The organism is Streptomyces toxytricini, assembly GCF_014649915.1.
Taxonomy (GTDB): Bacteria; Actinomycetota; Actinomycetes; order Streptomycetales; family Streptomycetaceae; genus Streptomyces; species Streptomyces toxytricini.
The window spans coordinates 33,074-58,736 of sequence record NZ_BMTY01000001.1; the positions used below are offsets into that span (position 1 = coordinate 33,074).

General features: G+C 74.1%; 24 protein-coding genes. 19 read left to right on the forward strand and 5 right to left on the reverse strand.

Going from position 1 to position 25,663, the window contains the following annotated elements:
• Positions 1–26: 26 nt before the first annotated feature.
• Together IE170_RS00135 and IE170_RS00140 are read right to left on the reverse strand one after the other, a co-directional pair.
• A complete protein-coding gene (locus tag IE170_RS00135; RefSeq protein WP_229884523.1) occupies positions 27–317 on the reverse strand; it encodes a hypothetical protein in 291 nt (96 codons plus the stop codon).
• A gap of 43 nt (positions 318–360) precedes the next feature.
• Positions 361–1,998, reverse strand: a complete 1,638-nt coding sequence (locus tag IE170_RS00140) for an ABC-F family ATP-binding cassette domain-containing protein (protein ID WP_189807229.1) — start codon at positions 1,996–1,998, stop codon at positions 361–363.
• A 127-nt stretch (positions 1,999–2,125) separates the two neighbouring features.
• Between IE170_RS00140 and IE170_RS00145 the strand changes: the two genes are divergently transcribed.
• Together IE170_RS00145 and IE170_RS00150 are read left to right on the forward strand one after the other, a co-directional pair.
• Entirely contained in the window at positions 2,126–3,079 is a 954-nt protein-coding gene (locus IE170_RS00145; protein ID WP_189807230.1) for a GlxA family transcriptional regulator, read from the forward strand.
• Positions 3,080–3,146: 67 nt separating this feature from the next.
• Positions 3,147–3,782, forward strand: a complete 636-nt coding sequence (locus IE170_RS00150; RefSeq protein WP_189807231.1) for a DJ-1/PfpI family protein — start codon at positions 3,147–3,149, stop codon at positions 3,780–3,782.
• On the opposite strand, the gene IE170_RS00155 is transcribed toward IE170_RS00150, so the two are convergent.
• Positions 3,760–4,506, reverse strand: coding sequence for an enoyl-CoA hydratase/isomerase family protein (locus IE170_RS00155; protein ID WP_189807232.1), 747 nt, complete (start codon positions 4,504–4,506; stop codon positions 3,760–3,762). The two genes, IE170_RS00150 and IE170_RS00155, sit on opposite strands and share 23 nt — an antisense overlap.
• 75 nt (positions 4,507–4,581) lie before the next feature.
• On the opposite strand from IE170_RS00155, the gene IE170_RS00160 reads away from it, so the two are divergent.
• Positions 4,582–5,247, forward strand: coding sequence for an HdeD family acid-resistance protein (locus IE170_RS00160; RefSeq protein ID WP_189807233.1), 666 nt, complete (start codon positions 4,582–4,584; stop codon positions 5,245–5,247).
• Between the two features lie 129 nt (positions 5,248–5,376).
• Positions 5,377–5,877, forward strand: coding sequence for an ATP-binding protein (locus IE170_RS00165; protein ID WP_189807559.1), 501 nt, complete (start codon positions 5,377–5,379; stop codon positions 5,875–5,877).
• 9 nt (positions 5,878–5,886) lie between these two features.
• Here the strand turns inward: IE170_RS00165 and idi are convergent, their stop codons facing one another.
• Positions 5,887–6,486, reverse strand: a complete 600-nt coding sequence (gene idi, locus IE170_RS00170) for an isopentenyl-diphosphate Delta-isomerase (RefSeq protein ID WP_189807234.1) — start codon at positions 6,484–6,486, stop codon at positions 5,887–5,889.
• 157 nt (positions 6,487–6,643) lie between these two features.
• Entirely contained in the window at positions 6,644–7,960 is a 1,317-nt protein-coding gene (locus IE170_RS00175; RefSeq protein ID WP_189807235.1) for a bifunctional class I SAM-dependent methyltransferase/N-acetyltransferase, read from the reverse strand.
• Between the two features lie 498 nt (positions 7,961–8,458).
• Between IE170_RS00175 and IE170_RS00180 the strand changes: the two genes are divergently transcribed.
• The 15 genes from IE170_RS00180 (at position 8,459) to IE170_RS00250 (ending at position 25,635) form a co-directional block, all read left to right on the forward strand.
• Complete coding sequence (locus IE170_RS00180; RefSeq protein WP_189807560.1) at positions 8,459–10,258, forward strand: DUF5941 domain-containing protein; 1,800 nt, start codon at positions 8,459–8,461, stop codon at positions 10,256–10,258.
• A complete protein-coding gene (locus IE170_RS00185) occupies positions 10,255–11,007 on the forward strand; it encodes a phosphocholine cytidylyltransferase family protein (protein WP_189807236.1) in 753 nt (250 codons plus the stop codon). Before IE170_RS00180 ends, IE170_RS00185 begins: the two co-directional genes overlap by 4 nt.
• Positions 10,995–12,056: an iron-containing alcohol dehydrogenase family protein gene (locus IE170_RS00190; protein ID WP_189807237.1), complete on the forward strand. Its 1,062-nt coding sequence runs from the start codon at positions 10,995–10,997 to the stop codon at positions 12,054–12,056. Before IE170_RS00185 ends, IE170_RS00190 begins: the two co-directional genes overlap by 13 nt.
• A complete protein-coding gene (locus IE170_RS00195; RefSeq protein WP_189807238.1) occupies positions 12,034–12,813 on the forward strand; it encodes a CDP-alcohol phosphatidyltransferase family protein in 780 nt (259 codons plus the stop codon). Before IE170_RS00190 ends, IE170_RS00195 begins: the two co-directional genes overlap by 23 nt.
• A 35-nt stretch (positions 12,814–12,848) precedes the next feature.
• Positions 12,849–13,703, forward strand: a complete 855-nt coding sequence (locus IE170_RS00200; RefSeq protein ID WP_223857171.1) for a glycosyltransferase family 2 protein — start codon at positions 12,849–12,851, stop codon at positions 13,701–13,703.
• Between the two features lie 96 nt (positions 13,704–13,799).
• Positions 13,800–14,729, forward strand: coding sequence for an ABC transporter permease (locus tag IE170_RS00205; RefSeq protein WP_189807240.1), 930 nt, complete (start codon positions 13,800–13,802; stop codon positions 14,727–14,729).
• Positions 14,722–15,504, forward strand: coding sequence for an ABC transporter ATP-binding protein (locus tag IE170_RS00210; protein WP_189807241.1), 783 nt, complete (start codon positions 14,722–14,724; stop codon positions 15,502–15,504). The genes IE170_RS00205 and IE170_RS00210 overlap by 8 nt, the downstream gene beginning before the upstream one ends.
• Before the next feature lie 356 nt (positions 15,505–15,860).
• Positions 15,861–16,778 (forward strand): squalene synthase HpnC, encoded by a 918-nt coding sequence (gene hpnC, locus IE170_RS00215; RefSeq protein WP_229884555.1) that lies wholly within the window; start codon positions 15,861–15,863, stop codon positions 16,776–16,778.
• On the forward strand, positions 16,775–17,743 hold the full coding sequence (hpnD, locus tag IE170_RS00220) for a presqualene diphosphate synthase HpnD (RefSeq protein WP_189807243.1): 969 nt from the start codon (positions 16,775–16,777) through the stop codon (positions 17,741–17,743). Before hpnC ends, hpnD begins: the two co-directional genes overlap by 4 nt.
• A complete protein-coding gene (gene hpnE, locus IE170_RS00225) occupies positions 17,740–19,149 on the forward strand; it encodes a hydroxysqualene dehydroxylase HpnE (RefSeq protein ID WP_189807244.1) in 1,410 nt (469 codons plus the stop codon). Before hpnD ends, hpnE begins: the two co-directional genes overlap by 4 nt.
• A 53-nt stretch (positions 19,150–19,202) precedes the next feature.
• On the forward strand, positions 19,203–20,297 hold the full coding sequence (locus IE170_RS00230) for a polyprenyl synthetase family protein (RefSeq protein ID WP_373298929.1): 1,095 nt from the start codon (positions 19,203–19,205) through the stop codon (positions 20,295–20,297).
• 124 nt (positions 20,298–20,421) lie between these two features.
• Positions 20,422–22,539 carry a squalene--hopene cyclase gene (gene shc / locus IE170_RS00235; RefSeq protein WP_229884524.1) on the forward strand — a complete coding sequence of 706 codons (2,118 nt, stop codon included), beginning with the start codon at positions 20,422–20,424 and terminating at the stop codon, positions 22,537–22,539.
• Positions 22,539–23,204, forward strand: coding sequence for a phosphorylase family protein (locus IE170_RS00240; RefSeq protein WP_189807245.1), 666 nt, complete (start codon positions 22,539–22,541; stop codon positions 23,202–23,204). Before shc ends, IE170_RS00240 begins: the two co-directional genes overlap by 1 nt.
• A 5-nt stretch (positions 23,205–23,209) precedes the next feature.
• Positions 23,210–24,241: an adenosyl-hopene transferase HpnH gene (gene hpnH / locus IE170_RS00245; RefSeq protein WP_189807246.1), complete on the forward strand. Its 1,032-nt coding sequence runs from the start codon at positions 23,210–23,212 to the stop codon at positions 24,239–24,241.
• The gene (locus tag IE170_RS00250) at positions 24,238–25,635 is read left to right on the forward strand and encodes an aspartate aminotransferase family protein (RefSeq protein ID WP_189807247.1); all 1,398 of its coding nucleotides are present in this window, start codon (positions 24,238–24,240) and stop codon (positions 25,633–25,635) included. Before hpnH ends, IE170_RS00250 begins: the two co-directional genes overlap by 4 nt.
• Positions 25,636–25,663 lie beyond the last annotated feature (28 nt).

The following is a 25,663-nucleotide window of genomic DNA, read 5'->3' on the forward strand; positions in this document are numbered from 1 at the left end:
CGACCGGTAGGCGCAGTCTCCGGCAGTCACGGGCATCGGTAGCCCGCCGGGACCTGGAGGAGAGCCACGAACATCCACACCATGGCCGCGGCGCCGGCCGTCGCGCCCAGCAGGGCGACCGTGGGGTTCCGGCGTCCGGCGAACCCGATGAGAACGCCCCACCACACCGCTGCCGCGAGCGCGAGCAGGGCCCCGTAGAGGACCAGCGCGAGCCCGTTGGCCGCGCCGTTCACCCCTGCGTCACACGCCCGCCAAGCGCCTGCCAGCAGTACCGACCCGAGCACGCCGGTGGCCAGTCCGGCCGCGGGCGCGACCACACAGCCCCACCGCCCGGCCGTCGCTTCCCGACCTTCGCCCACGCTAGAGCTCGGTGACCTTGCCGTCGGCGACGTGCAGGCGGCGGGTCACGCGGACCGCCTCCAGCATCCGCCGGTCGTGCGTGACGAGCAGCAGGGTCCCCTCGTACGCCTCCAAGGCCGACTCCAGCTGCTCGATCGCCGGCAGGTCCAGGTGGTTCGTCGGCTCGTCCAGCACCAGCAGGTTCACCCCGCGGCCCTGGAGCAGGGCGAGGGCCGCCCGGGTCCGCTCGCCGGGGGAGAGCGTCGCGGCGGGGCGCAGGACGTGCGCCGCCTTCAGGCCGAACTTCGCCAGCAGGGTCCGCACGTCGGCCGGCTCGGTCTCCGGGACCGCCGCACAGAACGCCTCCAGCAGCGGCTCACCGCCGAGGAACAGCCCGCGCGCCTGGTCCACCTCCCCGACCAGCACGCCGGAACCCAGCGTCGCAGAGCCCGAGTCCGGGGCCAGCCGGCCGAGCAGCAGCGCCAGCAGCGTCGACTTGCCCGCGCCGTTCGCCCCCGTGATCGCCACCCGGTCCGCCCAGTCGACCTGGAGGCTCACCGGGCCGAGCCCGAAGTCCCCGCGTTTGACGGACGCGGCGCTCAGCGTCGCCACCACCGAGCCGGAGCGCGGCGAGGAGGCGATCTCCATGCGCAGCTCCCACTCCTTGCGGGGCTCCTCGACGACCTCCAGCCGCTCGATGGCGCGCTGCGTCTGCCGGGCCTTGGCCGCCTGCTTCTCGCTGGCCTCGCCGCGCAGCTTCCGGCCGATCTTGTCGTTGTCGGTGGCCTTGCGGCGGGCGTTGCGGACGCCCTTGTCCATCCAGTTGCGCTGCATCAGGGCCCGGCCCTCCAGGGCGGCCCGCTTGTCCGCGTACTCCTCGTACTCCTCGCGGGCGTGCGCCCGGGCCCGGGCCCGCTCCTCCAGGTACGACTCGTAGCCGCCGCCGTAGAGGTTGATCTGCTGCTGCGCCAGGTCCAGTTCCAGGACCTTGGTGACCGTCCGGGCCAGGAACTCGCGGTCGTGGCTGATGACGACGGTGCCGGCGCGCAGACCGCCGACGAACCGCTCCAGCCGCTCCAGACCGTCGAGGTCGAGGTCGTTGGTCGGCTCGTCCAGCAGGAACACGTCGTACCGGGACAGCAGCAGCGAGGCGAGGCCGGCGCGGGCGGCCTGGCCGCCGGACAGCGCGGTCATCGGCAGGTCCAGGCCCACGGCGAGGCCCAGCTCGTCGGCGACCTCCCGGGCGCGCTCGTCCAGGTCGGCGCCGCCGAGGTCCAGCCAGCGGTCCAGGGCCGTCGCGTACGCGTCGTCCGCGCCCGCCGCCCCGTCCACCAGGCCCTGCGTCGCCGCGTCGAGCTCCGCCTGCGCGGCGGCCACGCCCGTACGCCGGTGCAGGAACTCCAGCACCGTCTCGCCGGGCCGGCGCTCCGGCTCCTGCGGCAGGTGTCCGACGGTGCCGGTGGGCGGGGAGAGCCGCAGCTCGCCCTCCTCCGGGGTGTCCAGGCCGGCGAGCAGCCGCAGCAGGGTGGACTTCCCGGCGCCGTTGACGCCGACGAGGCCGATGACGTCGCCCGGGGCGACGACGAGGTCCAGTCCGGCGAAGAGCGTGCGCTCGCCGTGCGCGGCACCGATGTTCTTGGCGACGAGGGTTGCAGTCATGGTGCACCGATCCTATCCGCGCCCGCACCGCCGCCCGGGCGGTGCCGCGGGCGCCCGGCCGCCGATGGCCGGATAGGTGGGGAGCACGTCATTGCGGCCGCCCGGGCCGGGATCACACCATGGAGCCATGTCACCCCGCACCGTGCTCGCCGTCCTCTACGACGGCGTCCAGAGCCTGGACCTGACCGGCCCCGTGGAGGTCTTCGCCGCGGTATCGCACTTCCCGGGGCGGGCCGGCTACGAGATACGGACCGCGTCCGCCGACGGGCGGCCGGTGCGCACCGGCAGCGGCCTCACCCTCGTACCGGACGGCTCCCTGGCGGACGAGCGGCCGGGCCCCGGCACCACCCTGCTCGTGCCCGGCGGGCGCTACCGCGACTTCGACCCGGGGGTCACCGCCTGGCTGCGCGCCCACGGGGGTGGCGCGCAGCGGCTCGTGTCCGTGTGCACGGGCGGGCTGCTGCTGGCCGAGGCGGGGCTGCTCGACGGCCGCCGCGCCACGACGCACTGGTCCGCGTGCGCGCAGATGGCGCGCGACCACCCGCGCGTGGCCGTCGAACCCGACCCGATCTACGTCCGCGACGGGCACGTCGCCACCTCCGCCGGCGTGACGGCCGGCATCGACCTCGCCCTGGCCCTGGTCGAGGAGGACCACGGCCGGCAGGTCGCCCTGTCGATCGCCCAGCACCTCGTCGTCTTCCTGCGGCGCCCCGGCAACCAGGCCCAGTTCAGCGCGCAGCTCGCCGCCCAGACGGCGCTGCGGGAGCCGCTGCGCGAGGTCCAGCACTGGATCACCGAGCACCCGGGGGAGGACCTCAGCGTGGAGGCGCTCGCCTCCCGCGCGGGGCTCTCGCCGCGGCACTTCGCGCGGGCCTTCCAGGCCGAGACCGGGGTCACCCCGGGCCGGTACGTGCAGCGCGTACGGGTCGAGCACGCCCGGCGGCTGCTGGAGGACAGCGGCGAGGGGGTGGCCCAGATCGCCCGTGCCTGCGGCTACGGCACCCCCGAGGCCATGCGCCGCGCCTTCGTGAAGACCCTCGGCCAGCCCCCGGCGGAGTACCGCCGCCGCTTCGGCCACTGACCGCACCCGGCCGCCGCACGCCGCCGGCCGGATCCCGCTTCCGTCCCAGCGCCCCTTCGGAGGAGACATGCAGATCGCCGTCCTGCTCTACGACGGTTTCACCGCCCTCGACGCCGTCGGCCCCTACGAGACCCTCGCCCACCTGCCCGGCACCGAGACGGTGTTCGTCGCCGAGCGGCCCGGCCCGGTGCGCTGCGACTCCGGCCGGCTCTCCCTCGTCGCCGGGAAGGCCCTCGACGAGGTGCCGCGCCCCGACATCGTCGTCGTCCCCGGCTGCCCGCAGCCCGAGACCCAGACGGACAACCCGGCCGTCCTCGACTGGCTGCGGACCGTCGACACCGCCACCACCTGGACCACCTCGGTGTGCACCGGCTCCCAGATCCTCGCCGCCGCGGGCCTCCTCGAGGGCCGCCGCGCCACCGGCCACTGGCTGTACCTGGACCGGCTGCCGGCGTACGGCGTCCGGCCCACCGGCGAGCGCGTCGTCTTCGACGGCAAGTACGTCACGGCCGCCGGGGTGTCCGCGGGCATCGACATGGGGCTGGCGCTGGTGGGCCGCCTCGCCGGGGACGAGCAGGCGCAGACCGTCCAGCTGATGATCGAGTACGACCCCCGGCCGCCCTACGACGCCGGCTCGCCGGAGAAGGCGCCGGCGGACCTGGTCGCCCGGCTGCGCGCGCTCAGCCCCCTGCCGTCCAGGTGAAGGCGGGGGAGCGGCGCTCCAGGAACGCGGCGACGCCCTCCGCGGTGTCGCCGCTCCCTGCGGCCTCGGCCGCCCAGTGGGCGTCCCGGTCGGTCCGGCCGTCGGCGAACTCCTTCGCGGCCGCCTGCGTCAGCTGCGAGCGCGTCGTCAGGATGCGGGCGAACTCCGCGACCCGCCCCTCCAGCCGCCCGGCCGGCAGCAGCTCGTCGAGGAAGCCCGCCCGCAGGGCGTGCTCGGCGCCGATCAACTCGGCCGAGTACAGGAGGTACTTGGCGGTGGCCGGGCCGACGAGGGAGACGAGCCGGCGCGTCGAGGAGGCCGGGTAGACGATGCCGAGCCGGGCCGGCGTCACCCCGAAGGAGGAGCCCTCCTCCGCGAAGCGCAGGTCGCAGGCGGCGGCGAGCTGGCTGCCCCCGCCGACACAGAAGCCGCGGACCGCCGCGATCGTCGGCTTCGGGAAGGCCGCCAGGGCCTCCTCGGCGCGCACGGCCAGGGCCTGCGGGTCCTCCTTGCCGGCCAGGGAGGAGATGTCCGCGCCGGCGCAGAAGGTCGGCCCGGCCCCGGTCAGCACCAGCACCCGCACCGCCCGATCGGCGGACAGGGCGTCCAGCAGCTCCGGCAGCGCCCGCCACATCGCCGCGGTCATGGCGTTGCGCTTCGCGGGGTGGGAGATGACGACGGTGGCGACCCCGTCGGCGACCGAGTGAAGGAGGGCGGCGTCCATGCGCCGGATGCTATCCCGGCCGGCCGATCCTATGATCGGGGAGTCCGACGGGGGGCGCTGAAAGGTGGCACGCCCATGGGCGCAGACCCGGCAGACGGCGCAGACCCCCCGCCCGGCGGCCTCGACGCCAAGGGGACGAAGAAGCTCAAGCGGAACTACGCGCTGCTGGCCGTGCTCGGCGCGGTCCTGGTCCTCGGCGGCCTGGTCGGCCTCGTGTACGCGGGGCTCGCGACGCTCACTTCGATGTTCCTGTTCGGCTGGCTGCTGCTGGTCGGCGGCATCGTCGGCCTCGTCCAGGCCGTGCAGTCGCGGGGCAGCAGCCATTTCTGGCTGACCGTCATGGTCGCCGCCGTCAACATCGCCGCGGGCTTCGTGGTGCTGCGCCGGCCCGAGGCCAGCGCCGAGGCGCTGACGATGTTCGCCGCGCTGCTGTTCCTCGTCGCGGGCGTCTTCCGGCTGGTCGGCGCGATCGTCGTGCGGGGCGCGCACTTCGGGCTGACGCTCGTCCAGGGCGCCTTCGGCATCGTGCTGGGACTGCTGATCCTCGCGAGCTGGCCCAGCAGCAGCCTGTACGTGATCGGGACCTTCTTCTCCCTCGCCCTGCTCTTCGACGGGCTCGCACTGATCGCGCTGGGCGTGGGGGCGAGACGCGTCCTGCGCCTGGTCGGCCAGGAGGGCGGCGGGGATTCGGGAGCGGACGGGGAGGGCCCCGCAGGGGATCAGGATCAGTCGCACAACTGACGCTGTCATACGCCACCGGTCGGAAAGCGGCAGAATCCCGCCGAGTTGTGGTCAGCGGTCCGGACCGCACCGCCCGTTCCCCACTCTGGACGAGTGGAGACGATCGAGTGCGAAGGACGGGGCCGGGAGATGGAAGTCAGCGGGGGCGTCCCGCCGGTCGAGGCGGGTGAGCCGGAGGCCCCGGCCGGTCCGCTCGCGTACGAAGGCGTGTGGCGGTTCACCGTGCCCGCCGTTGAAGAATCCGTTCCGCAGGCCCGCCGTGCGGTCCGCGACCTGCTCGGCCGCCAGGGCGTGCCGGCCGACCGGGACCTGGTGTACTCCCTGCTGCTGATCGTCTCCGAACTGGTGACGAACTCGGTGCGGCACGCGGCCCTGCTGTCCCCGGAGGTGGCCGTCGAGGTCGCGATCGGCAGGGAGTGGGTGCGGGTGGCCGTCGAGGACAACCACCCCTACCGGCCCAAGGCGCTGGAGGCCGACTTCGGGCAGACCGGCGGCCGCGGCCTGCTGCTCGTCCGCGAGACCACCCGGGAGGCCGGCGGGGTCTGCGACGTCGAGCACACCGCGGCGGGCGGCAAGGTCATCTGGGCGGCCCTGCCGCTCGCCGTGCCGCCCGCCCGGGCGCCGCACTGAGCGGCGGGCCTACCAGCCGGCCGCGTCGCCCGTCAGCTCGCGGATCGCCGGCCGGGCCGCGTCGAGCACCGTCATGAACCACGCCGAGAACGGCACCTCGGCGTGGCGCTTCGCCAGCTCCTCGGGGGTCACGAACGCCGTGTCGGCGACCTCCTCCGGATCGGGCCGCAGCGCCGCCTGCGCGAGTCCCACGAACAGGTGGTTGTACTCCTGCTCCACCAGACCCGAATCGGGGTCCGGGTGGTTGTAGCGGACCGTGCCCGCCTCGGCCATCAGCGACGGCGACAGGCCCAGCTCCTCGTGCGTCCGCCGGGCGGCGGCCGCGAACGGGGACTCCCCGGGATAGGGGTGCCCGCAGCACGTGTTCGACCAGACGCCGGGCGAGTGGTACTTGCCCAGCGCCCGCTGCTGGAGCAGGAGCCGGCCCTGCTCGTCGAAGAGGAACACGGAGAACGCCCGGTGCAGCAGACCGGGCGCCTGGTGGGCGGACAGCTTCTCCGCCGTGCCGATGGTGTTGCCGGACTCGTCGACCAGTTCGAGCATGATCGGTTCTTGAGTGCCGGTGCCGTGGGGCGCGCTGTTCGCGGCGGTGGCTGGTGTGGTCGGCATACCCATCCTTCGCTTCGGACTCAGGCCCCCAGTCTGCCCCACGCGCGACACTCGTCCGCACTTCGCCGATTCGCGCATGTCTGCCCCGGCTGCGTGGTAAGCGGCCGGGGGCGGCGCGCGGAAACCCCGCCCCCGCGCGCCGCCCCCGGCCCGCCGGCTACACGCCGAACGGCGCCGCGTAGGCGATCGTGCCCCGCGGCAGCGGCGCCCCCGCGTCGAGGACCAGCGCCATCATCGCCTCGTCCGGCACCTCGAACGGCGCCCGGATCCCGAACCGCGAGGCCGGGGCGAACCCGAACCGCGGGTAGTACTCCGGGTGCCCCAGCACCAGCACGAGGGACTCACCGCGCTCCTTCGCCGCCGCGAGCAGCGCCCGGACGACCGCGCTGCCGGCCCCCGAGCGCTGGAGCGCCGGGTCGACGGCCACCGGTGCGAGGGCGAGGGCCGGCGCGCCGCCGACCTCGCAGCGGGTCAGCAGGGCGTGCGCCGCGACCGACCCGTCCGGGCCCTCCGCCACGTACGACAGCCCCGGCAGCCACGCCGGGTCCGTGCGCAGCGCGTCGACGAGGTCCGCCTCCAGCGGGGTGTCGAAGGCCGCCAGGTTGACGGCCCGGACGGCCGCCGCGTCCCCGGGGGCCTCCGGCCGGGTCGCCCAGGCCGCCGCCCCGCCGGCGTCCGCCGGGCGCAGGACGTAGCCGGTGTAGCCGTACTCGCGCCCGTGCCGGGAGCGTACGGCGATCTCCTCGCGGGCCTCGGCCAGCGCCGCCGCGGCCGCCGCCCCGGGGGCGTCCCCCGCCCGGGCGCGGGCCTCGGCCCCGGCGATCCGCTCGGCGAGCGGCCCGTAGTACGCGGCCCAGTCGGAGTCGGGCAGCAGGTGCACCCCGAGGACCCGGTAGCCGCCCGCCTGCGCCGCCGCGAGGTTGCGGGCGGTGTGGCGCAGGGGGGAGCGCGGGTCCCAGAAGGCGCGGGCCCCGGCGGAGGGCTCCTGCGCGGTCCACTCGCACTCGGTGAGCACCAGGGTGGCGCCGGGCGCGAGCAGCGGCTTCCACCGCGCGAGCGCGGCGTCGAAGCCCAGGATGTACGCCGAGCCCTCCGCCCACACCAGGTCGAAGGACCCGGCGGGGAAGGGGAGCGCGGCCATGTCCGCCTCGACGGGGCGGATCCGGTCGGCGAGCCCGCGCTCCGCCGCGGCGGAGCGGAGCTCGTCGAGGAAGGGGCGGTGCAGGTCGACGGCGGTCACCTCGGCGCCCGGGCCGGCCTCCTGCGCGAGGAGGAGGGCGCTGCGGCCGGGGCCGCAGCCGAGATCCAGGATCCGCGGCCGCTCGGGCAGGGGCCCGCACAGCGACAGCAGGTGCCGGGTGGTGGCGTCGGAGCCGGGGGCCTGCCGGGGCAGGCCCGCGTGGAGGGCGAAGAACGCCTCCACGAGCTCGGCGTGGGTGCAGTGGTCGGAAAGAGAACCGGAATGGTCGGTCAACGTGAACCCTCGAAGGGGAGGGGGCACCCGCCGACGGGCCGGATCGGTGGGATCAGGCCCGGCCGGGCACCCGCAGGGAAAGGGGGCGGAACCGGAGCTCGCTGCGCACGGCAGCGACCGCTGCGACGGCCATCAACCCACCTCCCGGACACCCCGGACCCGTACGCCGGCCGCTCGGCCGATCCGTACCGGTCTACGCCCGCCCGCGAAGGACGGCCGCTCCTCGTCGCGGTCCGCCCGGTGCGGGACCGCCTCCTGCCGCTCCGCCGGCCGGAGCCGGCGTGAGCCGCCCCACTTTAACATCCGGGGGTTTGTCGCGCCTCGGCGCGATCACCGATGATGATCGCGCCGAGGCGCCCGGACACCGGGGCCGCCGGCACCCGGGGTGCCAAACGGGTGGTGAGCCCGCCCTTCCCGGCATCCGATAGCCTCTGCCGACGTGCTGCCGCGCCCCCGTGCGGCGTCTGCCGCCGTGATCGCCGCAAGGAGTGAGTTCGTCTGTCGACCGTCATCCTCACCGGTCTGCCGGTCCCCGGATCACCGCTCGCGGAAGAGCTGCGCTCCCTCGGCTTCGACGTGCGCACCGCGGCCGCCCCGTCGGACGCGGCCGCGGTCCTCGCCGCCGTGCCCGCCGACCAGCGGGTGGCCGTCGTGGACAGCGCCTTCGTCGGGCACGTCCACGCGCTGCGCCTCGCGCTGACCGACCCGCGCTTCGACGCCTGCGCCACGACCGGCGCCCTCGCCGTGCAGCCGGCCGCGCGCGCGGCCCTCGACAAGGCCGCCGCGCTGCCCGAAACGGAAGCCGGCGACGGCCCCTGGGCCGACCGGCTCGCCGCCGCCGTCGAGGCCGCCGGGACACCGGTCCAGCGGCCCGAGCTGGGCAGCCTCGTCGCCGCCGTCCCCGCGACCGCGGCGGAGCGGCAGGCCGCCGAGGCCGCCGTCGCGGCCGTCGACGAGGAGGCGGTGCGCCTGCGCTCCGCCGTGAAGTCCCGCGACGGGTTCTTCACCACCTTCTTCATCAGCCCCTACTCGCGCTACATCGCCCGCTGGTGCGCCCGCCGCGGCCTGACCCCGAACCAGGTCACCACCGCCTCGCTGGCCACCGCGCTCGTCGCCGCCGGCTGCGCCGCCACCGGCGAGCGCTGGGGGTACGTCACCGCGGGCGTGCTGCTGCTCGTCTCGTTCGTCCTGGACTGCACCGACGGGCAGCTGGCCCGCTACTCGCTCCAGTACTCGACGATGGGCGCCTGGCTCGACGCCACCTTCGACCGGGCGAAGGAGTACTCCTTCTACGCGGGCCTCGCACTCGGCGCCGCCCGCGGCGGCGACGACGTGTGGGGCCTCGCGCTCGGCGCGATGATCCTCATGACCTGCCGGCACGTCGTGGACTTCTCCTTCAACGAGGCCAACCACGACGCGACGGCGAACACCAGCCCCACCGCGGCCCTCTCCGACCGGCTCGACAGCGTCGGCTGGACCGTCTGGCTCCGCCGGATGATCATCCTTCCGATCGGCGAGCGCTGGGCGATGATCGCCGTCCTGACGGCCCTCACCACCCCCCGCATCGTCTTCTACGCCCTGCTCGCCGGCTGTGCGTTCGGCGCGCTCTACACCACGGCCGGCCGCGTGCTGCGCTCGCTGACCCGCAAGGCTCGGCGCACCGACCGCGCCGCCCGCGCCCTGGCCGACCTGGCCGACACCGGCCCCGTCGCCGAGCTCACGGCCCGCGTCGCGGGCCGCGTCCTCGGCCGTACGGCGCCCGCCGCCGGGCTCGCCGCCGCCGTGGCCGGCTCGGCCGGCCTGCTGTGGACGGCCTGGGCGCAGCCCTTCGGCGCCTGGCAGACCGCGGCGGCCGCCGCCGGCTACGCGGTGCTCGCCGGAGTCGCCGTCGCCCGTCCCCTGGCGGGGGCGCTCGACTGGCTGATCCCGCCCGTCTTCCGGGCCGCCGAGTACACCACCGTGCTGATCCTGGCCGCCAAGGCGGACGTCCCCGGAGCCCTTCCGGCGGCATTCGGACTGGTCGCGGCGGTCGCCTACCATCACTACGACACGGTCTACCGCATCCGCGGCAACGCGGGCGCGCCCCCGCACTGGCTAGTGCGGACGATCGGCGGCCACGACGGCCGGGTGCTGCTGACCGCGGTCCTGGCCGCCGTCCTGGCGACGCGCGCCGCGGACTTCCGCTTCGCGCTCACCGCCCTGGCCGTCGCCGTGGCAACCGTGGTGCTCGCCGAGAGCATCCGCTTCTGGGTTTCCTCCGGGGCACCCGCCGTACACGACGAAGGAGAACCAGCATGATCGGCCTTGTCCTCGCTGCCGGTGCCGGACGCCGCCTGCGTCCCTACACCGACACCCTGCCCAAGGCCCTCGTGCCCGTCGGCCCCGAAGGCGACGAGGAGAGCCTGACCGTCCTCGACCTGACCCTCGGCAACTTCGCCGCCGTGGGCCTCACCGAGGTCGCGATCGTCGTCGGCTACCGCAAGGAGGCCGTCTACGAGCGCCGCGAGGCCCTGGAGGCGAAGTACGGGCTGAAGATCACGCTGATCGACAACGACAAGGCAGAGGAGTGGAACAACGCCTACTCCCTGTGGTGTGCGCGCGAGGTCCTCGGCCGCGGTGTGATCCTCGCCAACGGCGACACCGTCCACCCGGTCTCCGTCGAGGAGACCCTCCTCGCCGCCCGCGGCAACGGCAAGAAGATCATCCTCGCCCTCGACACGGTCAAGAACCTGGCCGACGAGGAGATGAAGGTCGTCACCGCCGACGGCGCCGGCGTGCAGAAGATCACCAAGCTGATGGACCCGGCCGACGCCACCGGCGAGTACATCGGCGTCACCCTCATCGAGCCGGAGGCCGCCGAGGCCCTCGCCGAGGCCCTGAAGACCACCTTCGAGCGCGACCCGGACCTCTACTACGAGGACGGCTACCAGCAGCTCGTCAACGACGGCTTCGTCATCGACGTGGCCCCCATCGGCGACGTCAGGTGGGTCGAGATCGACAACCACGACGACCTCGCCAAGGGCCGGACGATCGCATGCCAGTACTGACGAGGCTCATCCCCTCCCCGGTCGTCGTCGACATCAGCCGGGGCGCCATGGACGACCTGGCCGGCCTCCTGGCCGACCAGCGGATCTCCTCGTCCGGCAAGCTGGCGATCGCCGTCAGCGGCGGCTCCGGCCAGGTGCTCCGCGCCAAGCTGGAGCCGGTGCTGCCGCACGCCGACTGGTACGCCGTCGTCGACGGCACCATCGACTCGGCCGTCAAGCTCGCCGACGACATAAAGGGCCGCCGCTACGACGCCGTCGTGGGCCTGGGCGGCGGCAAGATCATCGACGTGGCGAAGTACGCCGCGGCGCGGGTCGGCCTGCCCATGGTGGCCGTCGCCACCAACCTCTCCCACGACGGCATCTGCTCGCCCGTCGCGACCCTCGACAACGACAACGGCCGCGGCTCCTACGGCGTGCCCACCCCGATCGCGATGGTCATCGACCTCGACGTGATCAAGCAGGCGCCCGTCCGGTTCGTCCGCGCCGGCATCGGCGACGCCCTCTCCAACATCTCCGCCATCGCCGACTGGGAGCTGTCGCACGAGGTCAACGGCGAGGCCGTCGACGGCCTCGCCGCCGCGATGGCCCGCACCGCCGGCGAGGCCGTGCTGCGCCACCCGGGCGGCTGCGGCGACGACGAGTTCCTCACCGTCCTCGCCGAGTCCCTCGTCCTGACCGGCATCGCCATGTCGATCAGCGGGGACACCCGCCCCGCCTCCGGCGCCTGCCACGAGATCAGCCACGCCTTCGACCTGCTCCACCCCGGGCGCTCCGCGCTCCACGGCGAGCAGGTCGGCCTCGGCGCCGCCTTCGCGATGCACCTGCGGGGCGCCGTCGAGCAGTCCGGGCTCTTCGCCGAGGTGCTGCGCCGCCACGGCCTGCCGGTGCTCCCCGAGGAGATCGGCTTCAGCGTGGAGGAGTTCGTCGCCGCGGTCGAGTACGCACCCCAGACCCGCCCCGGGCGCTTCACGATCCTGGAGCACCGCAATCTGTCCGCCGCCGATATCAGGGACGCTTACGCCGACTATGCCAAGACCATCCGTAGCTGAGCTCCGGCCCGTCGTTCACCCGGAGGGCGTGAAGGACCGGCGCAGCGGCGAGCACTGGGGCGGCCGCCTGTACATGCGCGAAGTCTCCCTGCGCATCACCCGCCTCCTGGTCACCACCAAGGTCACGCCGAACCAGCTGACCTACGTGATGACCCTGGCGGGCGTCCTCGCGCTGCCCGCGCTGCTCGTGCCGGGCATCTGGGGCGCCGTCCTCGGCGTGGTCGCCGTCCAGCTGTACCTGCTGCTGGACTGCGTCGACGGCGAGGTCGCCCGCTGGAAGAAGCAGTACTCCCTCTCCGGGGTCTACCTGGACCGGGTCGGCGCCTACCTGTGCGACGCGGCCGTCCTGGTCGGCCTCGGCCTGCGCGCCGCCGACCTGTGGGGCGGCGGCCGGATCGACTGGCTGTGGGCCTTCCTCGGCACCCTCGCCGCGCTCGGAGCCGTCCTGATCAAGGCGGAGACCGACCTGGTCGGCGTCGCCCGGCACCAGGGCGGGCTGCCCCCGGTCAAGGAGGCCGCCGCCGAGCCCCGCTCCTCCGGCATGGCACTGGCCCGCCGCGCCGCGGCGGCGCTCAAGTTCCACCGCCTGATCCTCGGCATAGAGGCCTCGCTGCTGATCCTCGTGCTGGCCGTCTTGGACCACGTCAACGGCGACCTGTACTTCACCCGCCTCGGCGTGGCCGTCCTGGCCGGCATCGCACTGCTGCAGACGGTGCTCCACCTGGTGTCCGTCCTCGCCTCCAGCAGGCTGCGGTGAGCGCCCCGCTGCGCGTCGGCGCGGTCGTCATCACCATGGGCAACCGCCCCGACGAGCTGAAGGCGCTCCTCGACTCCGTCGCCCGCCAGGAGGGCGACCGGGTCGAGACCGTCGTCGTCGGCCAGGGCTTCGACCCCGCCGCGTTCGCCGACCCCGCGGCCGGCGTGCGCACCGTCGCCCTGCCCGAGAACCTCGGCATCCCCGGCGGCCGCAACGTCGGCATCGAGGCCTTCGGCCCCGGCGGCAGCGACGTCGACATCCTGCTCTTCCTCGACGACGACGGGCTGCTGGAGCGCACCGACACCGCCGAGCTGTGCCGCCGCGCCTTCGCGGAGGACCCCCGGCTCGGCATTGTGAGTTTCCGCATCGCCGATCCGGAGACCGGCACCACGCAGCGGCGGCACGTCCCCCGGCTGCGGGCCTCGGACCCGATGCGGTCCTCCCGGGTCACGACGTTCCTCGGCGGCGCCAACGCCGTGCGGACCGCGGTCTTCGGGCAGGTCGGCGCCCTCCCGGCGGAGTTCTTCTACGCCCACGAGGAGACCGACCTGGCCTGGCGGGCCCTCGACGCAGGGTGGATGATCGACTACCGGGCGGACATGGTGCTGCTGCACCCGGCGACCGCCCCCTCCCGGCACGCGGTCTACCACCGTATGGTGGCCCGTAACAGGGTGTGGCTCGCCCGCCGCAACCTGCCCCTCCCGCTGGTCCCGGTCTACGTGGGCGTCTGGCTGCTGCTGACGCTCCTGCGCAGGCCCTCCGGGCCGGCGCTCAAGGCGTGGTTCGGCGGCTTCAAGGAGGGCTGGACCACCCCCTGCGGTCCCCGGCGCCCGATGAGGTGGCGTACGGTCTGGCGGCTGACCCGGCTGGGTCGACCGCCTGTCATCTGACACGCTGGCGTTTGAGAACATGGCGCGACCAGGGGCAGAGCGCCTCTCGTCCGTGGTCCGCCTCTGCCGCATCTTGAAGACGGAAAGTTTCAACTTGTGAGTGACACAACCCAGGATGGCGCCCTCGCCACGAGCAAGCCGCCGTCCGAAGACGCGGGGCTGACCCCCGCTGAGCTCGCCAGGAAGTACGGCCTGTCCGTCAGCGGTGCCCGGCCCAGCCTGCCCGGCTACGTGCGGCAGCTCTGGGAGCGGCGCCACTTCATCATGGCGTTCTCCCGGGCCAAGCTGGTCGCCCAGTACAGCCAGGCCAAGCTCGGCCAGCTGTGGCAGGTGGCGACCCCGCTGCTCAACGCGCTCGTGTACTACCTGATCTTCGGGCTCATCCTGAACGCGGGCCGCGGCATGGAGAAGGGCGTCTACATCCCCTTCCTCGTCATCGGCATCTTCGTCTTCACCTTCACGCAGAGCTCGCTGATGGCGGGCGTGCGGGCCATCCCGTCCAACCTGGGCCTGGTCCGCGCCCTGCACTTCCCGCGCGCCTCCCTGCCGATCTCCTTCTCGATGCAGCAGCTCCAGCAGCTGATGTACTCGATGATCGTCGTGCTGGTCGTCGCGGTCGTCTTCGGCAGCTACCCCTCGCTGTCGTGGCTGCTGGTGATCCCCGCCCTGGTGCTCCAGTTCGTCTTCAACACCGGCCTCGCGCTGATCTTCGCGCGCATGGGCGCCAAGACCCCGGACCTCGCCCAGCTGATGCCGTTCCTGACGCGCACCTGGATGTACGCCTCCGGCGTCATGTTCTCGATCAACGAGATGCTCAAGGACCGCCCCGCGTGGATCGCGGACGTCCTCCAGTGGAACCCCGCGGCCATCTACATGGACCTGATCCGCTTCGCGCTGATCGACGGCTACGGCAGCGAGAACCTCCCGCCGCACGTCTGGGCCTTCGCCGTCGGCTGGGCCGTGGTCATCGGCCTCGGCGGCTTCGTGTACTTCTGGAAGGCTGAGGAGCGTTACGGCCGTGGCTGAGAACAACAGGGGCAACGTCCCCACCGTCATCGCCGACGACGTGCACATCGTCTACCGCGTCAACACCGGCAGCTCCGGCCGCGGCAGCGCCACCGCGGCGCTCAGCAAGATACTCCGCCGGGGCAAGGGAGACGCGCCCGGCGTCCGCCGGGTCCACGCCGTGCGCGGGGTGTCCTTCACCGCCTACCGCGGCGAGGCCATCGGCCTCATCGGCTCCAACGGCTCCGGCAAGTCGACGCTGCTGCGCGCCATCGCGGGCCTGCTGCCCTGCGAGTCCGGCAAGGTCTACACCGACGGCCAGCCGTCGCTGCTGGGCGTCAACGCGGCCCTGATGAACGACCTCACGGGCGAGCGGAACGTCGTCCTCGGCGGCCTGGCCATGGGCATGAGCCGCGAGCAGATCCACGAGCGGTACCAGGACATCGTCGATTTCTCCGGAATCAACGACAAGGGCGACTTCATCTCCCTGCCGATGCGCACGTACTCCTCCGGCATGGCCGCACGCCTGCGCTTTTCCATCGCGGCGGCCAAGGACCACGACGTGCTGATGATCGACGAGGCGCTCGCCACCGGCGACCGCAAGTTCCAGGTGCGCTCCGAGGAGCGGATCCGCGAGCTGCGCCAGCAGGCCGGAACCGTCTTCCTGGTGAGCCACAACAACAAGTCGATCCGCGACACCTGCAGCCGCGTCCTGTGGCTGGAGAAGGGCGAACTCCTGATGGACGGGCCCACCGACGAGGTGGTCTCGGCATACGAGAAGGCATCCGGTCACTGAACGTGACGGCATGGGGCCCCCGCCGCGCCGAGCAGCGGGGGTCCTCGCATGTCACCGCCCGGCGCGGGACATTTCACGCCCGACATTCGGTGGCGCAGTGAATACCCCAGAGCGTTCCGCGGCGTTGTACAGCGTAAGCTGGGGCGGTCCTGAATCGCGGCAAGAGGGGACGATTCCCCGCAGGTGAACGGCCTGGGGCACCCCGGGGAAAGTCCGGCGGCGTGTCCGAAATAGGATGCATTGGGTCGGCAGTGTAGAACGGGAGATATGACGGCAATGGCTACGGGAATTCTCCGGCCCCCAGGCATTACGGCCGTCCCCGCCGCGGGCGGCGGGCGGTGACCCCGGCGCACGGCATCCGTCCCCGACCGGCCCCGGCCCCCGACGCCCACACGAGCGCCACCCTCGACAAGGCCCGGACGGAGAACTTCCCCGTGGCCCCCGCGTTCCTCCCGCGCGCCTGGCGCGACGGCCTGACCGCCGTCTACGGCTACGCCCGCCTCGTCGACGACATCGGCGACGGCGACCTCGCCCCCGGCGGCCGCGACGCCGCCCTCCTCGGCCTCGACCCCGCCGCCGCGGACGACCGGCCCGCCCTGCTCGACGCCCTCGAAGCCGATCTGGGGCGCGTCTTCGCCGCCGGGGCCCCGCCCCGCCACCCGCTCCTCGCGGCCCTGCGGCCCGTCGTCCGCGACCACGGCCTCACCCCCGAGCCGTTCCTCGCCCTCATCGAGGCCAACCGCCAGGACCAGCACACCACCCGCTACGCGACGTACGGCGACCTCCTCGCCTACTGCGAGCTGTCCGCGAACCCCGTCGGCCGCCTCGTCCTCTCCCTCACCGGCACCGCCACCCCCGAGCGGATCCGCCGCTCCGACGCGATCTGCACCGCCCTCCAGATCGTCGAACACCTCCAGGACGTCGCCGAGGACCTCGGCCGCGACCGCATCTACCTCCCGGCCGAGGACATGCGCCGCTTCCGCGTCACCGAGGCCGACCTCGCCGCCCCGGCCGCCAGTGCCTCCGTCCGCTCCCTCATCGCCCACGAGGCCGCCCGCGCCCGCGACCTCCTCGACGAGGGCACCCCGCTCGTCGGCAGCGTCCGCGGACGCCTGCGCCTGCTCCTCGCCGGCTTCACCGGCGGCGGCCGCGCCGCCCTGCGCGCCGTCGCCGACGCCGGGTTCGACGTCCTGCCCGGCCCGCCCAAGCCCACCAGGAGCGGCCTGCTCCGCGAGGTGGCCGCCGTCCTGCGCAACGCGCCGAGAAAGGGGTGAGCCCGACCGTGCAGGGTTCCGCACACACCACCGAGCCGTCCGCGCAGGTCCAGGCTGCCTACAGCTACTGCGAGGCCGTCACCGGCACGCAGGCGCGCAACTTCGCCTACGGCATCAGGCTGCTGCCCGCCGACAAGCGGCAGGCCATGTCCGCGCTCTACGCCTTCTCCCGGCGCGTCGACGACATCGGCGACGGCACCCTGCCGCCCGACGCCAAGTACGCCCGCCTGGAGGAGACCCGCGCCCTGCTCGGCCGGGTCCGCTCCGGCGCCGTCGACGAGGACGACACCGACCCCGTCGCGGTCGCCCTCGCCCACGCCGCCCGCCGCTTCCCCATCCCCCTCGGCGGACTCGACGAGCTCATCGACGGCGTCCTCATGGACGTCCGCGGCGAGACCTACGCCACCTGGGACGACCTGAAGGCCTACTGCCGCTGCGTCGCCGGAGCCATCGGCCGGCTCTCCCTCGGCGTCTTCGGCACCACCGCCGGCGCCGGACCGCGCGCCGAGCACGCCTCCGCGTACGCCGACACCCTCGGCCTCGCCCTCCAGCTCACCAACATCCTGCGCGACGTCCGCGAGGACGCCGGCAACGGCCGCACCTACCTCCCCGCCGAAGACCTCGCCAAGTTCGGCTGCGACCCGGCCGGCTTCCGCACCGGCCGGCTCCCCTCCTCCGCCGACTTCGCCGGACTCGTCCACCACGAAGTCCGCCGCGCCCGCGCCCTGTTCGCCGAGGGCTACCGGCTGCTGCCGCTCCTCGACCGCCGCAGCGGGGCCTGCGTCGCCGCGATGGCCGGCATCTACCGCCGCCTGCTGGACCGCATCGAACGCGAACCGGACGCCGTCCTGCGCGGCCGCGTCTCGCTGCCCACCCACGAGAAGGCGTACGTCGCCGTGCGCGGCCTGTCCGGCCTCGACGCGCGGACCATCGCCCGCCAGAGCACGCGGAGGCGCACGCGATGACCCCCACGACCGGTTCCCCGGACCCCGCCCGCGCCGCCGGCGCGCGCGCCGTCGTCGTCGGCGGCGGCCTCGCCGGCACCACCGCCGCCCTCGAACTCGCCGACGCCGGCCTCCAGGTGACCCTCCTGGAGGGCCGCCCCCGCCTCGGCGGCCTCGCGTTCTCCTTCAAGCGCGGCGACCTCACCGTCGACAACGGCCAGCACGTCTACCTCCGCTGCTGCACCGCCTACCGGTGGTTCCTCGACCGGGTCGGCGGCGCCGCCCTCGCCCCGCTCCAGGACCGGCTCGACGTCCCCGTCCTCGACGTCGCCCACCCCCGCGGCCCCCGCCTCGGCCGGCTGCGCCGCAACGCCCTGCCCGTCCCCCTGCACCTGGCCGCCTCACTCGCCCGCTACCCCCACCTCACGCCCGCCGAACGCGCCGGAGTCGGCCGCGCCGCCCTCGCCCTGGGCCGCCTCGACCCCGCCGACCCGGCCCTCGACGGCGTCGACTTCGCGACCTGGCTGGGCCGCCACGGGCAGAGCCCGCGCACCGTCGAGGCCCTGTGGGACCTCATCGGCGTCGCCACCCTCAACGCCACCGCCGACCGCTCCTCCCTGGGCCTGGCCGCCATGGTCTTCAAGACCGGCCTGCTCTCCGGCAGCGGCGCCGCAGACATCGGCTGGGCCCGCGTCCCCCTCGGCCACCTGCACGACACCCTCGCCCGCGCCGCCCTCGACGCCGCCGGCGTGCGCACCGAACTGCGCACCCGCGCCGCCTCGCTCACCCGCACCGCGGACGGCGCCTGGCAGGTCGCCACCGAGGGCGGCACCCTCGACGCGGACACCGTCGTCCTCGCCGTCCCCCAGCGCGAGGCCCACGCCCTCCTCCCGCCCGGCGCCCTCGCCGACCCCGACCGGCTCCTCGACATCGGCACCGCGCCGATCCTCAACGTCCACGTCGTCTACGACCGCAAGGTGCTCCGGCAGCCCTTCTTCGCCGCCCTCGGCACCCCCGTCCAGTGGGTGTTCGACCGCACCGACTCCTCCGGACTGCCCGACGGCGGCCAGTACCTCGCCGTCTCCCAGTCCGCCGCCCAGGACGACATCGACGAACCGGCGTCCGTCCTGCGCGCCAAGTACCTCCCCGAACTGGAGCGCCTCCTGCCCGCCGCGCGCGGCGCGAAGGTACGGGACTTCTTCGTGACCCGGGAGCGGACCGCCACGTTCGCCCCCGCCCCCGGCGTCGGCCGGCTGCGCCCCGGCGCGCAGACCGACACGCCGGGCCTCTATCTCGCCGGTGCGTGGACCGCCACCGGCTGGCCCGCGACCATGGAGAGTGCCGTCCGGAGCGGATGGGACGCGGCGCACGCCGCGCTCACCGCGCTCGGCCGCCACCGCGCCCACCCCCTGACGGAGGCGGCATGACGATCATCAGCACGAACGGCAGCGCAGCACGCACAGGAAACAGAGGAGAGCCAGTGAACCCGGGGAACCCGGCTGTCGAGAACACGGATGCCGGCAAGGGAGCGGCGCAGGCAGCCGCGGCGGACACGCTCGCCCTCCTGGAGCGCGGGCGCACGCTGTCCACCCCCGTGCTCCGCGCCGCGGTCGACCGGCTCGCCGCGCCCATGGACACCGTCGCCGCCTACCACTTCGGCTGGATCGACGCCCACGGCAACCCGGCGGACGGCGACGGCGGCAAGGCCGTCCGCCCCGCCCTCGCCCTGCTGTCCGCCGAGGCCGCCGGCGCCCCCGCCGAGGTCGGCATCCCCGGCGCCGTCGCCGTCGAACTCGTCCACAACTTCTCGCTGCTGCACGACGACCTGATGGACGGCGACGAGCAGCGCCGCCACCGCGACACCGTCTGGAAGGTCCACGGCCCCGCCCAGGCCATCCTCGTCGGCGACGCCCTGTTCGCCCTCGCCAACGAGATCCTGCTGGAACTCGGCACCGTCGAGGCCGGCCGCGCCACCCGCCGCCTGACCACCGCCACCCGCAAGCTGATCGACGGGCAGGCGCAGGACATCTCCTACGAGCACCGCGAGCGCGTCAGCGTCGAGGAGTGCCTGGAGATGGAGGGCAACAAGACCGGCGCCCTCCTCGCCTGCGCCGTCTCCATCGGTGCCGTCCTCGGCGGCGCCGACGACCGCACCGCCGACAAGCTGGAGGAGTACGGCTACCACCTCGGCCTCGCCTTCCAGGCCGTCGACGACCTCCTCGGCATCTGGGGCGACCCCGAGTCCACCGGCAAGCAGACCTGGAGCGACCTGCGCCAGCGCAAGAAGTCCCTCCCGGTCGTCGCCGCGCTCGCCGCTGGCGGCCCCGCCGCCGAGGAACTCGGCGAACTCCTCGCCGCCGACGCCAAGAGCAACGACTTCGAGAACTTCTCCGAGGCGGAGTTCGCCGCCCGCGCCGCCCTCATCGAAGCGGCCGGCGGCCGCGCCTGGACCGCGGAGGAGGCGCGCCGCCAGCACGCCGTCGCCATCCGGGCCCTCGACGGCGTCGACATGCCCCAGCGGGTCCGCGACCAGCTGATCGCCCTGGCCGACTTCGTCGTCGTACGCAAGAAGTGACCCCCGCCCTCGTCACCCGGGTACGGATATGACGCGCGAGTCGCCGGCCGGCGCCCCCGCCTGAGCGGCGCCGGCCGACGGCAGACCCCAGCACAGCAGAAGCCACTGCACGTAAGGGGAAGCCATGACAGCGACGACCGACGGCACCGGCTCCCGGGACGCCGATCCGGATGACACCACCACGGCCCCGCCGCCCGCCGGCGCGGCCCGTACCGGCCTGTGCGCCGGCCCCCGCACGGCCGGCGCCGACGGGGCCGGCCGCACCGACCCCGCACGCCCCGCCGCCGCGCCCATCCCGCACCCCGCCGGCCCGCCCGGCGTCCACGAGGCCGCCGCGCGGGCCGTGCGCCACCTCCTCGACCGGCAGGACCCGGCCGGCTGGTGGAAGGGCGACCTGGAGACCAACGTCACCATGGACGCCGAGGACCTCCTGCTGCGCCAGTTCCTCGGCATCCGCGACGAGGCCACCACCGCGGCCGCCGCCCGCCACATCCGCGCCGGCCAGCGCGCCGACGGCACCTGGGCCACCTTCCACGACGGACCGCCCGACCTGTCCGCCACCGTCGAGGCCTACGTCGCGCTGCGCCTGGCCGGCGACGCCCCCGACGCCCCGCACATGGCCCGCGCCTCCGCCTGGATCCGCGCCCACGGCGGGCTCGCCGCCGCCCGCGTCTTCACCCGCATCTGGCTCGCCCTCTTCGGCTGGTGGAGCTGGGACCACCTGCCCGAACTCCCGCCCGAACTGGTCTTCCTGCCGCCCTGGGTGCCGCTGAACATCTACGACTTCGGCTGCTGGGCCCGGCAGACCATCGTCCCGCTGACCGTCGTCTCCGCGCTCCGCCCCGTCCGCCCCGGGCCCTTCGCCCTGGACGAGCTCCACACCGACGCGCGCCGGCCCGTACCGCCGCGCACGTACGCCCCCCTCGGCACCTGGGACGGCCTCTTCCAGCGCATGGACCGGGCCCTGCACCTCTACCGCCGGTTCGCGCCGCGCCCGCTGCGCAAGGCGGCCATGGACACCGCCGCCCGCTGGATCATCGAGCGGCAGGAGAACGACGGCTGCTGGGGCGGCATCCAGCCCCCGGCCGTCTACTCCCTGATCGCGCTGCACCTCCTCGGCTACGACCTCGGGCACCCGGTGATGCGGGCCGGCCTGGAGTCCCTGGACCGCTTCGCCGTATGGCGCGAGGACACCGCCCCCGGACCGGACGGCCTCCCCGCCGGCCCGGCGCCCGTCCGCATGGTCGAGGCCTGCCAGTCCCCGGTCTGGGACACCTGCCTCGCCGCCATCGCCCTCGCGGACGCCGGCCTGCCCCCCGACCACCCGGCCCTCGTCAAGGCCGCCGACTGGATGCTCGGCGAGGAGATCACCCGCACCGGCGACTGGGCCGTCCGCAGACCCGGACTCGCCCCCGGCGGCTGGGCGTTCGAGTTCCACAACGACAACTACCCCGACATCGACGACACCGCCGAAGTGGTCCTCGCCCTGCGCCGCGTCGCCCACCCCGACCCCGACCGCCTGGACGCCGCCGTCGACCGCGCCGTCACCTGGACCCTCGGCATGCAGTCCGGCGACGGCGCCTGGGCCGCCTTCGACGCCGACAACACCAGCACCCTGCCCAACCGGCTGCCCTTCTGCGACTTCGGGGAGGTCGTCGACCCGCCCTCCGCCGACGTCACCGCCCACGTCGTCGAGATGCTCGCCGCCGAAGGCCGCGCCCACGACCCCCGCACCCGCCGCGGCATCACCTGGCTCCTCGACCGGCAGGAGCCCGACGGCAGCTGGTTCGGCCGCTGGGGCACCAACTACGTCTACGGCACCGGCTCCGTCCTCCCCGCCCTCGCCGCCGCCGGGATCCCCGCCTCCCACCCCGCCGTCCGGCGCGCCGTCGCCTGGCTGGAATCCGTACAGAACGACGACGGCGGCTGGGGCGAGGACCAGCGCTCCTACCAGGACCCCGGCACCTGGGCCGGACGCGGAGCCTCCACCCCCTCCCAGACCGCCTGGGCACTGATGGCGCTCCTGGCCGCGGGGGAACGCGGCAGCAGAGCCGTCGAACGAGGCATCGCCCACCTCGTGCGCACCCAGCTCCCCGACGGCACCTGGGACGAGCCGCACTTCACCGGCACCGGCTTCCCCTGGGACTTCTCCATCAACTACCACCTCTACCGGCACGTGTTCCCGCTCACCGCCCTCGGCCGCTACCTGTACGGGGAGCCCTTCGCGCCCGGGAAGCCCTGATGTCCGCCGCCGCCCGGCCCGGCGCCCCCGCGGCCGCCCCGCTGCTCGTCGCCTGCGCCCTGCGCATCGAGCGGGCCGCCCTCGGCGGCGGACGGGGGGCGCCGCCCGGCACGACCGTCCTGCGCACCGGGATGGGGCCGCGGGCCGCCGAGCGGGCCGTCGTACGGGCGCTGGCCGCGCCGGAGCTGGCCGGGGCGGCCGTCCTCGCCACGGGGTTCTGCGCGGGGCTCGTCCCGGGCATGCACCCCGGCGACCTCGTCGTCGCCGAGGAGGCCCGCGACCCCCGCGGCGCCGTGCCCTGCACCGGCGCCGGCCGGCTCGCGGAGGCGCTGGCCCGCGCCGCCCCCGGCCGCACCGTGCACACCGGGGTCCTGACCGGCTCCGACCACGTCGTCCGAGGGCAGGAGCGGGCCCGGCTGCGCGCCGGCGGCGCCATCGGCGTCGACATGGAGTCGGCGGCCACCCTGTGGGCCGCGACCCGAACCGCCGGCCCGGGCGGCGGGATCCGCCCCGTTGCGGCCGTCCGGGTGGTCGTGGACGCCCCGGAGCACGAGCTCGTCCGCATCGGCACCCTCCGCGGTGGAATATCGGCCTTCCGTGTACTGAGTGCCCTACTGCCTGCTTTTCACGACTGGCACCGTTCTTCGCCGCTCCCCAGGAGGTGAGCCAGATGGCCATGCCGCTGCGACAGTCCATCAGGGTCGGGACCTATCTGCTCGAACAGAAGCTCCGCAAGCGCGACAAGTTCCCCCTGATCGTCGAGCTGGAGCCGCTCTACGCCTGCAACCTGGCCTGCGAGGGCTGCGGGAAGATCCAGCACCCGGCCGGGGTGCTCAAACAGCGCATGCCGGTCGCCCAGGCGGTCGGCGCCGTCCTGGAGTCCGGGGCGCCGATGGTGTCCATCGCGGGCGGCGAGCCGCTGATGCACCCGCAGATCGACGAGATCGTCCGCCAGTTGGTCGCGCGCCGCAAGTACGTCTTCCTGTGCACGAACGCCCTGCTGCTCCGCAAGAAGCTCGCCAAGTTCACCCCGTCCCCCTACTTCGCCTTCGCCGTGCACATCGACGGGCTGCGCGAGCGCCACGACGAGTCCGTGGCCAAGGAAGGCGTCTTCGACGAGGCCGTCGAGGCCATCAAGGAGGCGAAGAGGCGCGGATTCCGGGTGACGACGAACTCCACCTTCTTCAACACCGACACCCCCCAGACCGTCATCGAGGTGCTGAACTACCTCAACGACGACCTCAAGGTCGACGAAATGATGATCTCTCCCGCCTACGCCTACGAAAAGGCACCCGACCAGGAGCACTTCCTCGGTGTAGACCAGACCAGAGAACTCTTCAGGAAGGCATTCGCAGGCGGAAACCGCCGCCGCTGGCGCCTCAACCACTCTCCGCTCTTCCTGGACTTCCTGGAAGGCCGGGCCGATTTCCCCTGCACCGCCTGGGCCATTCCCAATTACTCCCTCTTCGGCTGGCAGCGCCCCTGCTACCTGATGAGCGACGGGTACGTGCCCACCTACCGGGAGCTGGTCGAGGAGACCGACTGGAGCAAGTACGGCCGCGGCAAGGACCCGCGGTGCGCGAACTGCATGGCGCACTGCGGCTACGAGCCGACCGCCGTCCTCGCCACCATGGGCTCGCTGAAGGAGTCGCTGCGCGCGGCCCGCGAGACGGTCGGCGGCAGCCGGGGCGGCCGGCCGTGACCGGGGAGGCCGGCTCCGGCTTCGACCTGCAGGCCCTGCTGGCCGAGCGGGGCGCCGAGCGGTACGAGCTGCACGCCCGCCACCTCAACCCGCAGCTCCCCCGGATGCTGCACACCATCGGCTTCGACAAGGTGTACGAGCGGGCCGAGGGCGCCCACTTCTGGGACGCCGAGGGCAACGACCACCTGGACATGCTGGCCGGGTTCGGGGTCATGGGGCTCGGCCGCCACCACCCCGTGGTGCGCCGGGCGCTGCACGACGTCCTCGACGCCGGACTCGCCGACCTGACCCGCTTCGACTGCCCGCCGCTGCCGGGCCTCCTCGCGGAGCGGCTGCTCTCGTACAGCCCGCACCTGGACCGCGTCTTCTTCGGCAACAGCGGCGCCGAGGCCGTCGAGACCGCCCTGAAGTTCGCCCGGTACGCCACCGGCCGGCCCAGGATCCTCTACTGCGACCACGCCTTCCACGGGCTGACGACCGGCGCGCTGTCCGTCAACGGGGAGCGCGGCTTCCGCGACGGCTTCGCGCCGCTGCTGCCCGACACCCGGATCCCGCTCGGCGACCTGGCCGCCCTGGAGCGGGAGCTGCGCCGCGGGGACGTGGCCGCGTTCGTCGTCGAGCCGATCCAGGGCAAGGGCGTGCACGCCGCCCCGCCCGGCTTCCTGGCCGCCGCCCAGGAGCTGCTCCACCGGCACAAGGCGCTGCTCATCGCCGACGAGGTGCAGACCGGCATCGGACGTACCGGCGACTTCTACGCGTACCAGCACGAGCCGGGCGTCGAGCCGGACCTGGTGTGCGTCGCCAAGGCGCTGTCCGGAGGGTACGTCCCCGTCGGCGCCACGCTGGGCCGGGACTGGATCTTCCGCAAGGTGTACTCGTCCATGGACCGGGTGCTCGTCCACTCGGCCAGCTTCGGCTCCAACGCGCAGGCGATGGCGGCCGGGCTCGCCGTGCTGGCCGTCATGGAGGACGAGCAGCTGGTGGCCCGCGCCCGGGCGATGGGCGAGCTGCTGCGCGGGCGGCTCGCGGCGCTCGTCGGAGGCTACGAGCTGCTGCACGAGGTGCGGGGGCGGGGGCTGATGATCGGCATCGAGTTCGGGCGGCCGTCGTCGCTGGGGCTGCGCAGCCGGTGGACGGTGCTCCAGGCCGCCCGCAAGGGGCTCTTCGCGCAGATGGTCGTGGTGCCGCTGCTGCGGAGGCACCGGATCCTGACCCAGGTGTCGGGGGACCGCCTGGAGGTGATCAAGCTGATCCCGCCGCTGGTGATCGACGAGGCGGACGTCGACCGGTTCGTCGGAGCCTTCCGCGAGGTCATGGACGAGGCGCACGACGGGGGCGGGCTGATGTGGGAGTTCGGGCGGACGCTCGTCAAGCAGGCGGCCGCGGGGGGCTGAGCGGTCCGGGGGCGCCGGCGGCCGGCCG

Excerpts from the sequence above, each read along its gene's own strand:
- IE170_RS00195 (WP_189807238.1), top strand. The coding sequence starts at position 12,034 with ATGCCAAGACCATCCGTAGCTGAGCTCCGGCCCGTCGTTCACCCGGAG.
- idi (WP_189807234.1), bottom strand. The coding sequence starts at position 6,486 with ATGCCGACCACACCAGCCACCGCCGCGAACAGCGCGCCCCACGGCACC.
- IE170_RS00145 (WP_189807230.1), top strand. The coding sequence starts at position 2,126 with ATGTCACCCCGCACCGTGCTCGCCGTCCTCTACGACGGCGTCCAGAGC.
- IE170_RS00190 (WP_189807237.1), top strand. The coding sequence starts at position 10,995 with ATGCCAGTACTGACGAGGCTCATCCCCTCCCCGGTCGTCGTCGACATC.
- IE170_RS00165 (WP_189807559.1), top strand. The coding sequence starts at position 5,377 with ATGGAAGTCAGCGGGGGCGTCCCGCCGGTCGAGGCGGGTGAGCCGGAG.
- hpnH (WP_189807246.1), top strand. The coding sequence starts at position 23,210 with ATGGCCATGCCGCTGCGACAGTCCATCAGGGTCGGGACCTATCTGCTC.
- hpnE (WP_189807244.1), top strand. The coding sequence starts at position 17,740 with ATGACCCCCACGACCGGTTCCCCGGACCCCGCCCGCGCCGCCGGCGCG.
- IE170_RS00200 (WP_223857171.1), top strand. The coding sequence starts at position 12,849 with ATGGGCAACCGCCCCGACGAGCTGAAGGCGCTCCTCGACTCCGTCGCC.
- IE170_RS00155 (WP_189807232.1), bottom strand. The coding sequence starts at position 4,506 with ATGGACGCCGCCCTCCTTCACTCGGTCGCCGACGGGGTCGCCACCGTC.
- IE170_RS00185 (WP_189807236.1), top strand. The coding sequence starts at position 10,255 with ATGATCGGCCTTGTCCTCGCTGCCGGTGCCGGACGCCGCCTGCGTCCC.
- IE170_RS00140 (WP_189807229.1), bottom strand. The coding sequence starts at position 1,998 with ATGACTGCAACCCTCGTCGCCAAGAACATCGGTGCCGCGCACGGCGAG.
- IE170_RS00160 (WP_189807233.1), top strand. The coding sequence starts at position 4,582 with ATGGGCGCAGACCCGGCAGACGGCGCAGACCCCCCGCCCGGCGGCCTC.
- IE170_RS00150 (WP_189807231.1), top strand. The coding sequence starts at position 3,147 with ATGCAGATCGCCGTCCTGCTCTACGACGGTTTCACCGCCCTCGACGCC.
- shc (WP_229884524.1), top strand. The coding sequence starts at position 20,422 with ATGACAGCGACGACCGACGGCACCGGCTCCCGGGACGCCGATCCGGAT.
- IE170_RS00240 (WP_189807245.1), top strand. The coding sequence starts at position 22,539 with ATGTCCGCCGCCGCCCGGCCCGGCGCCCCCGCGGCCGCCCCGCTGCTC.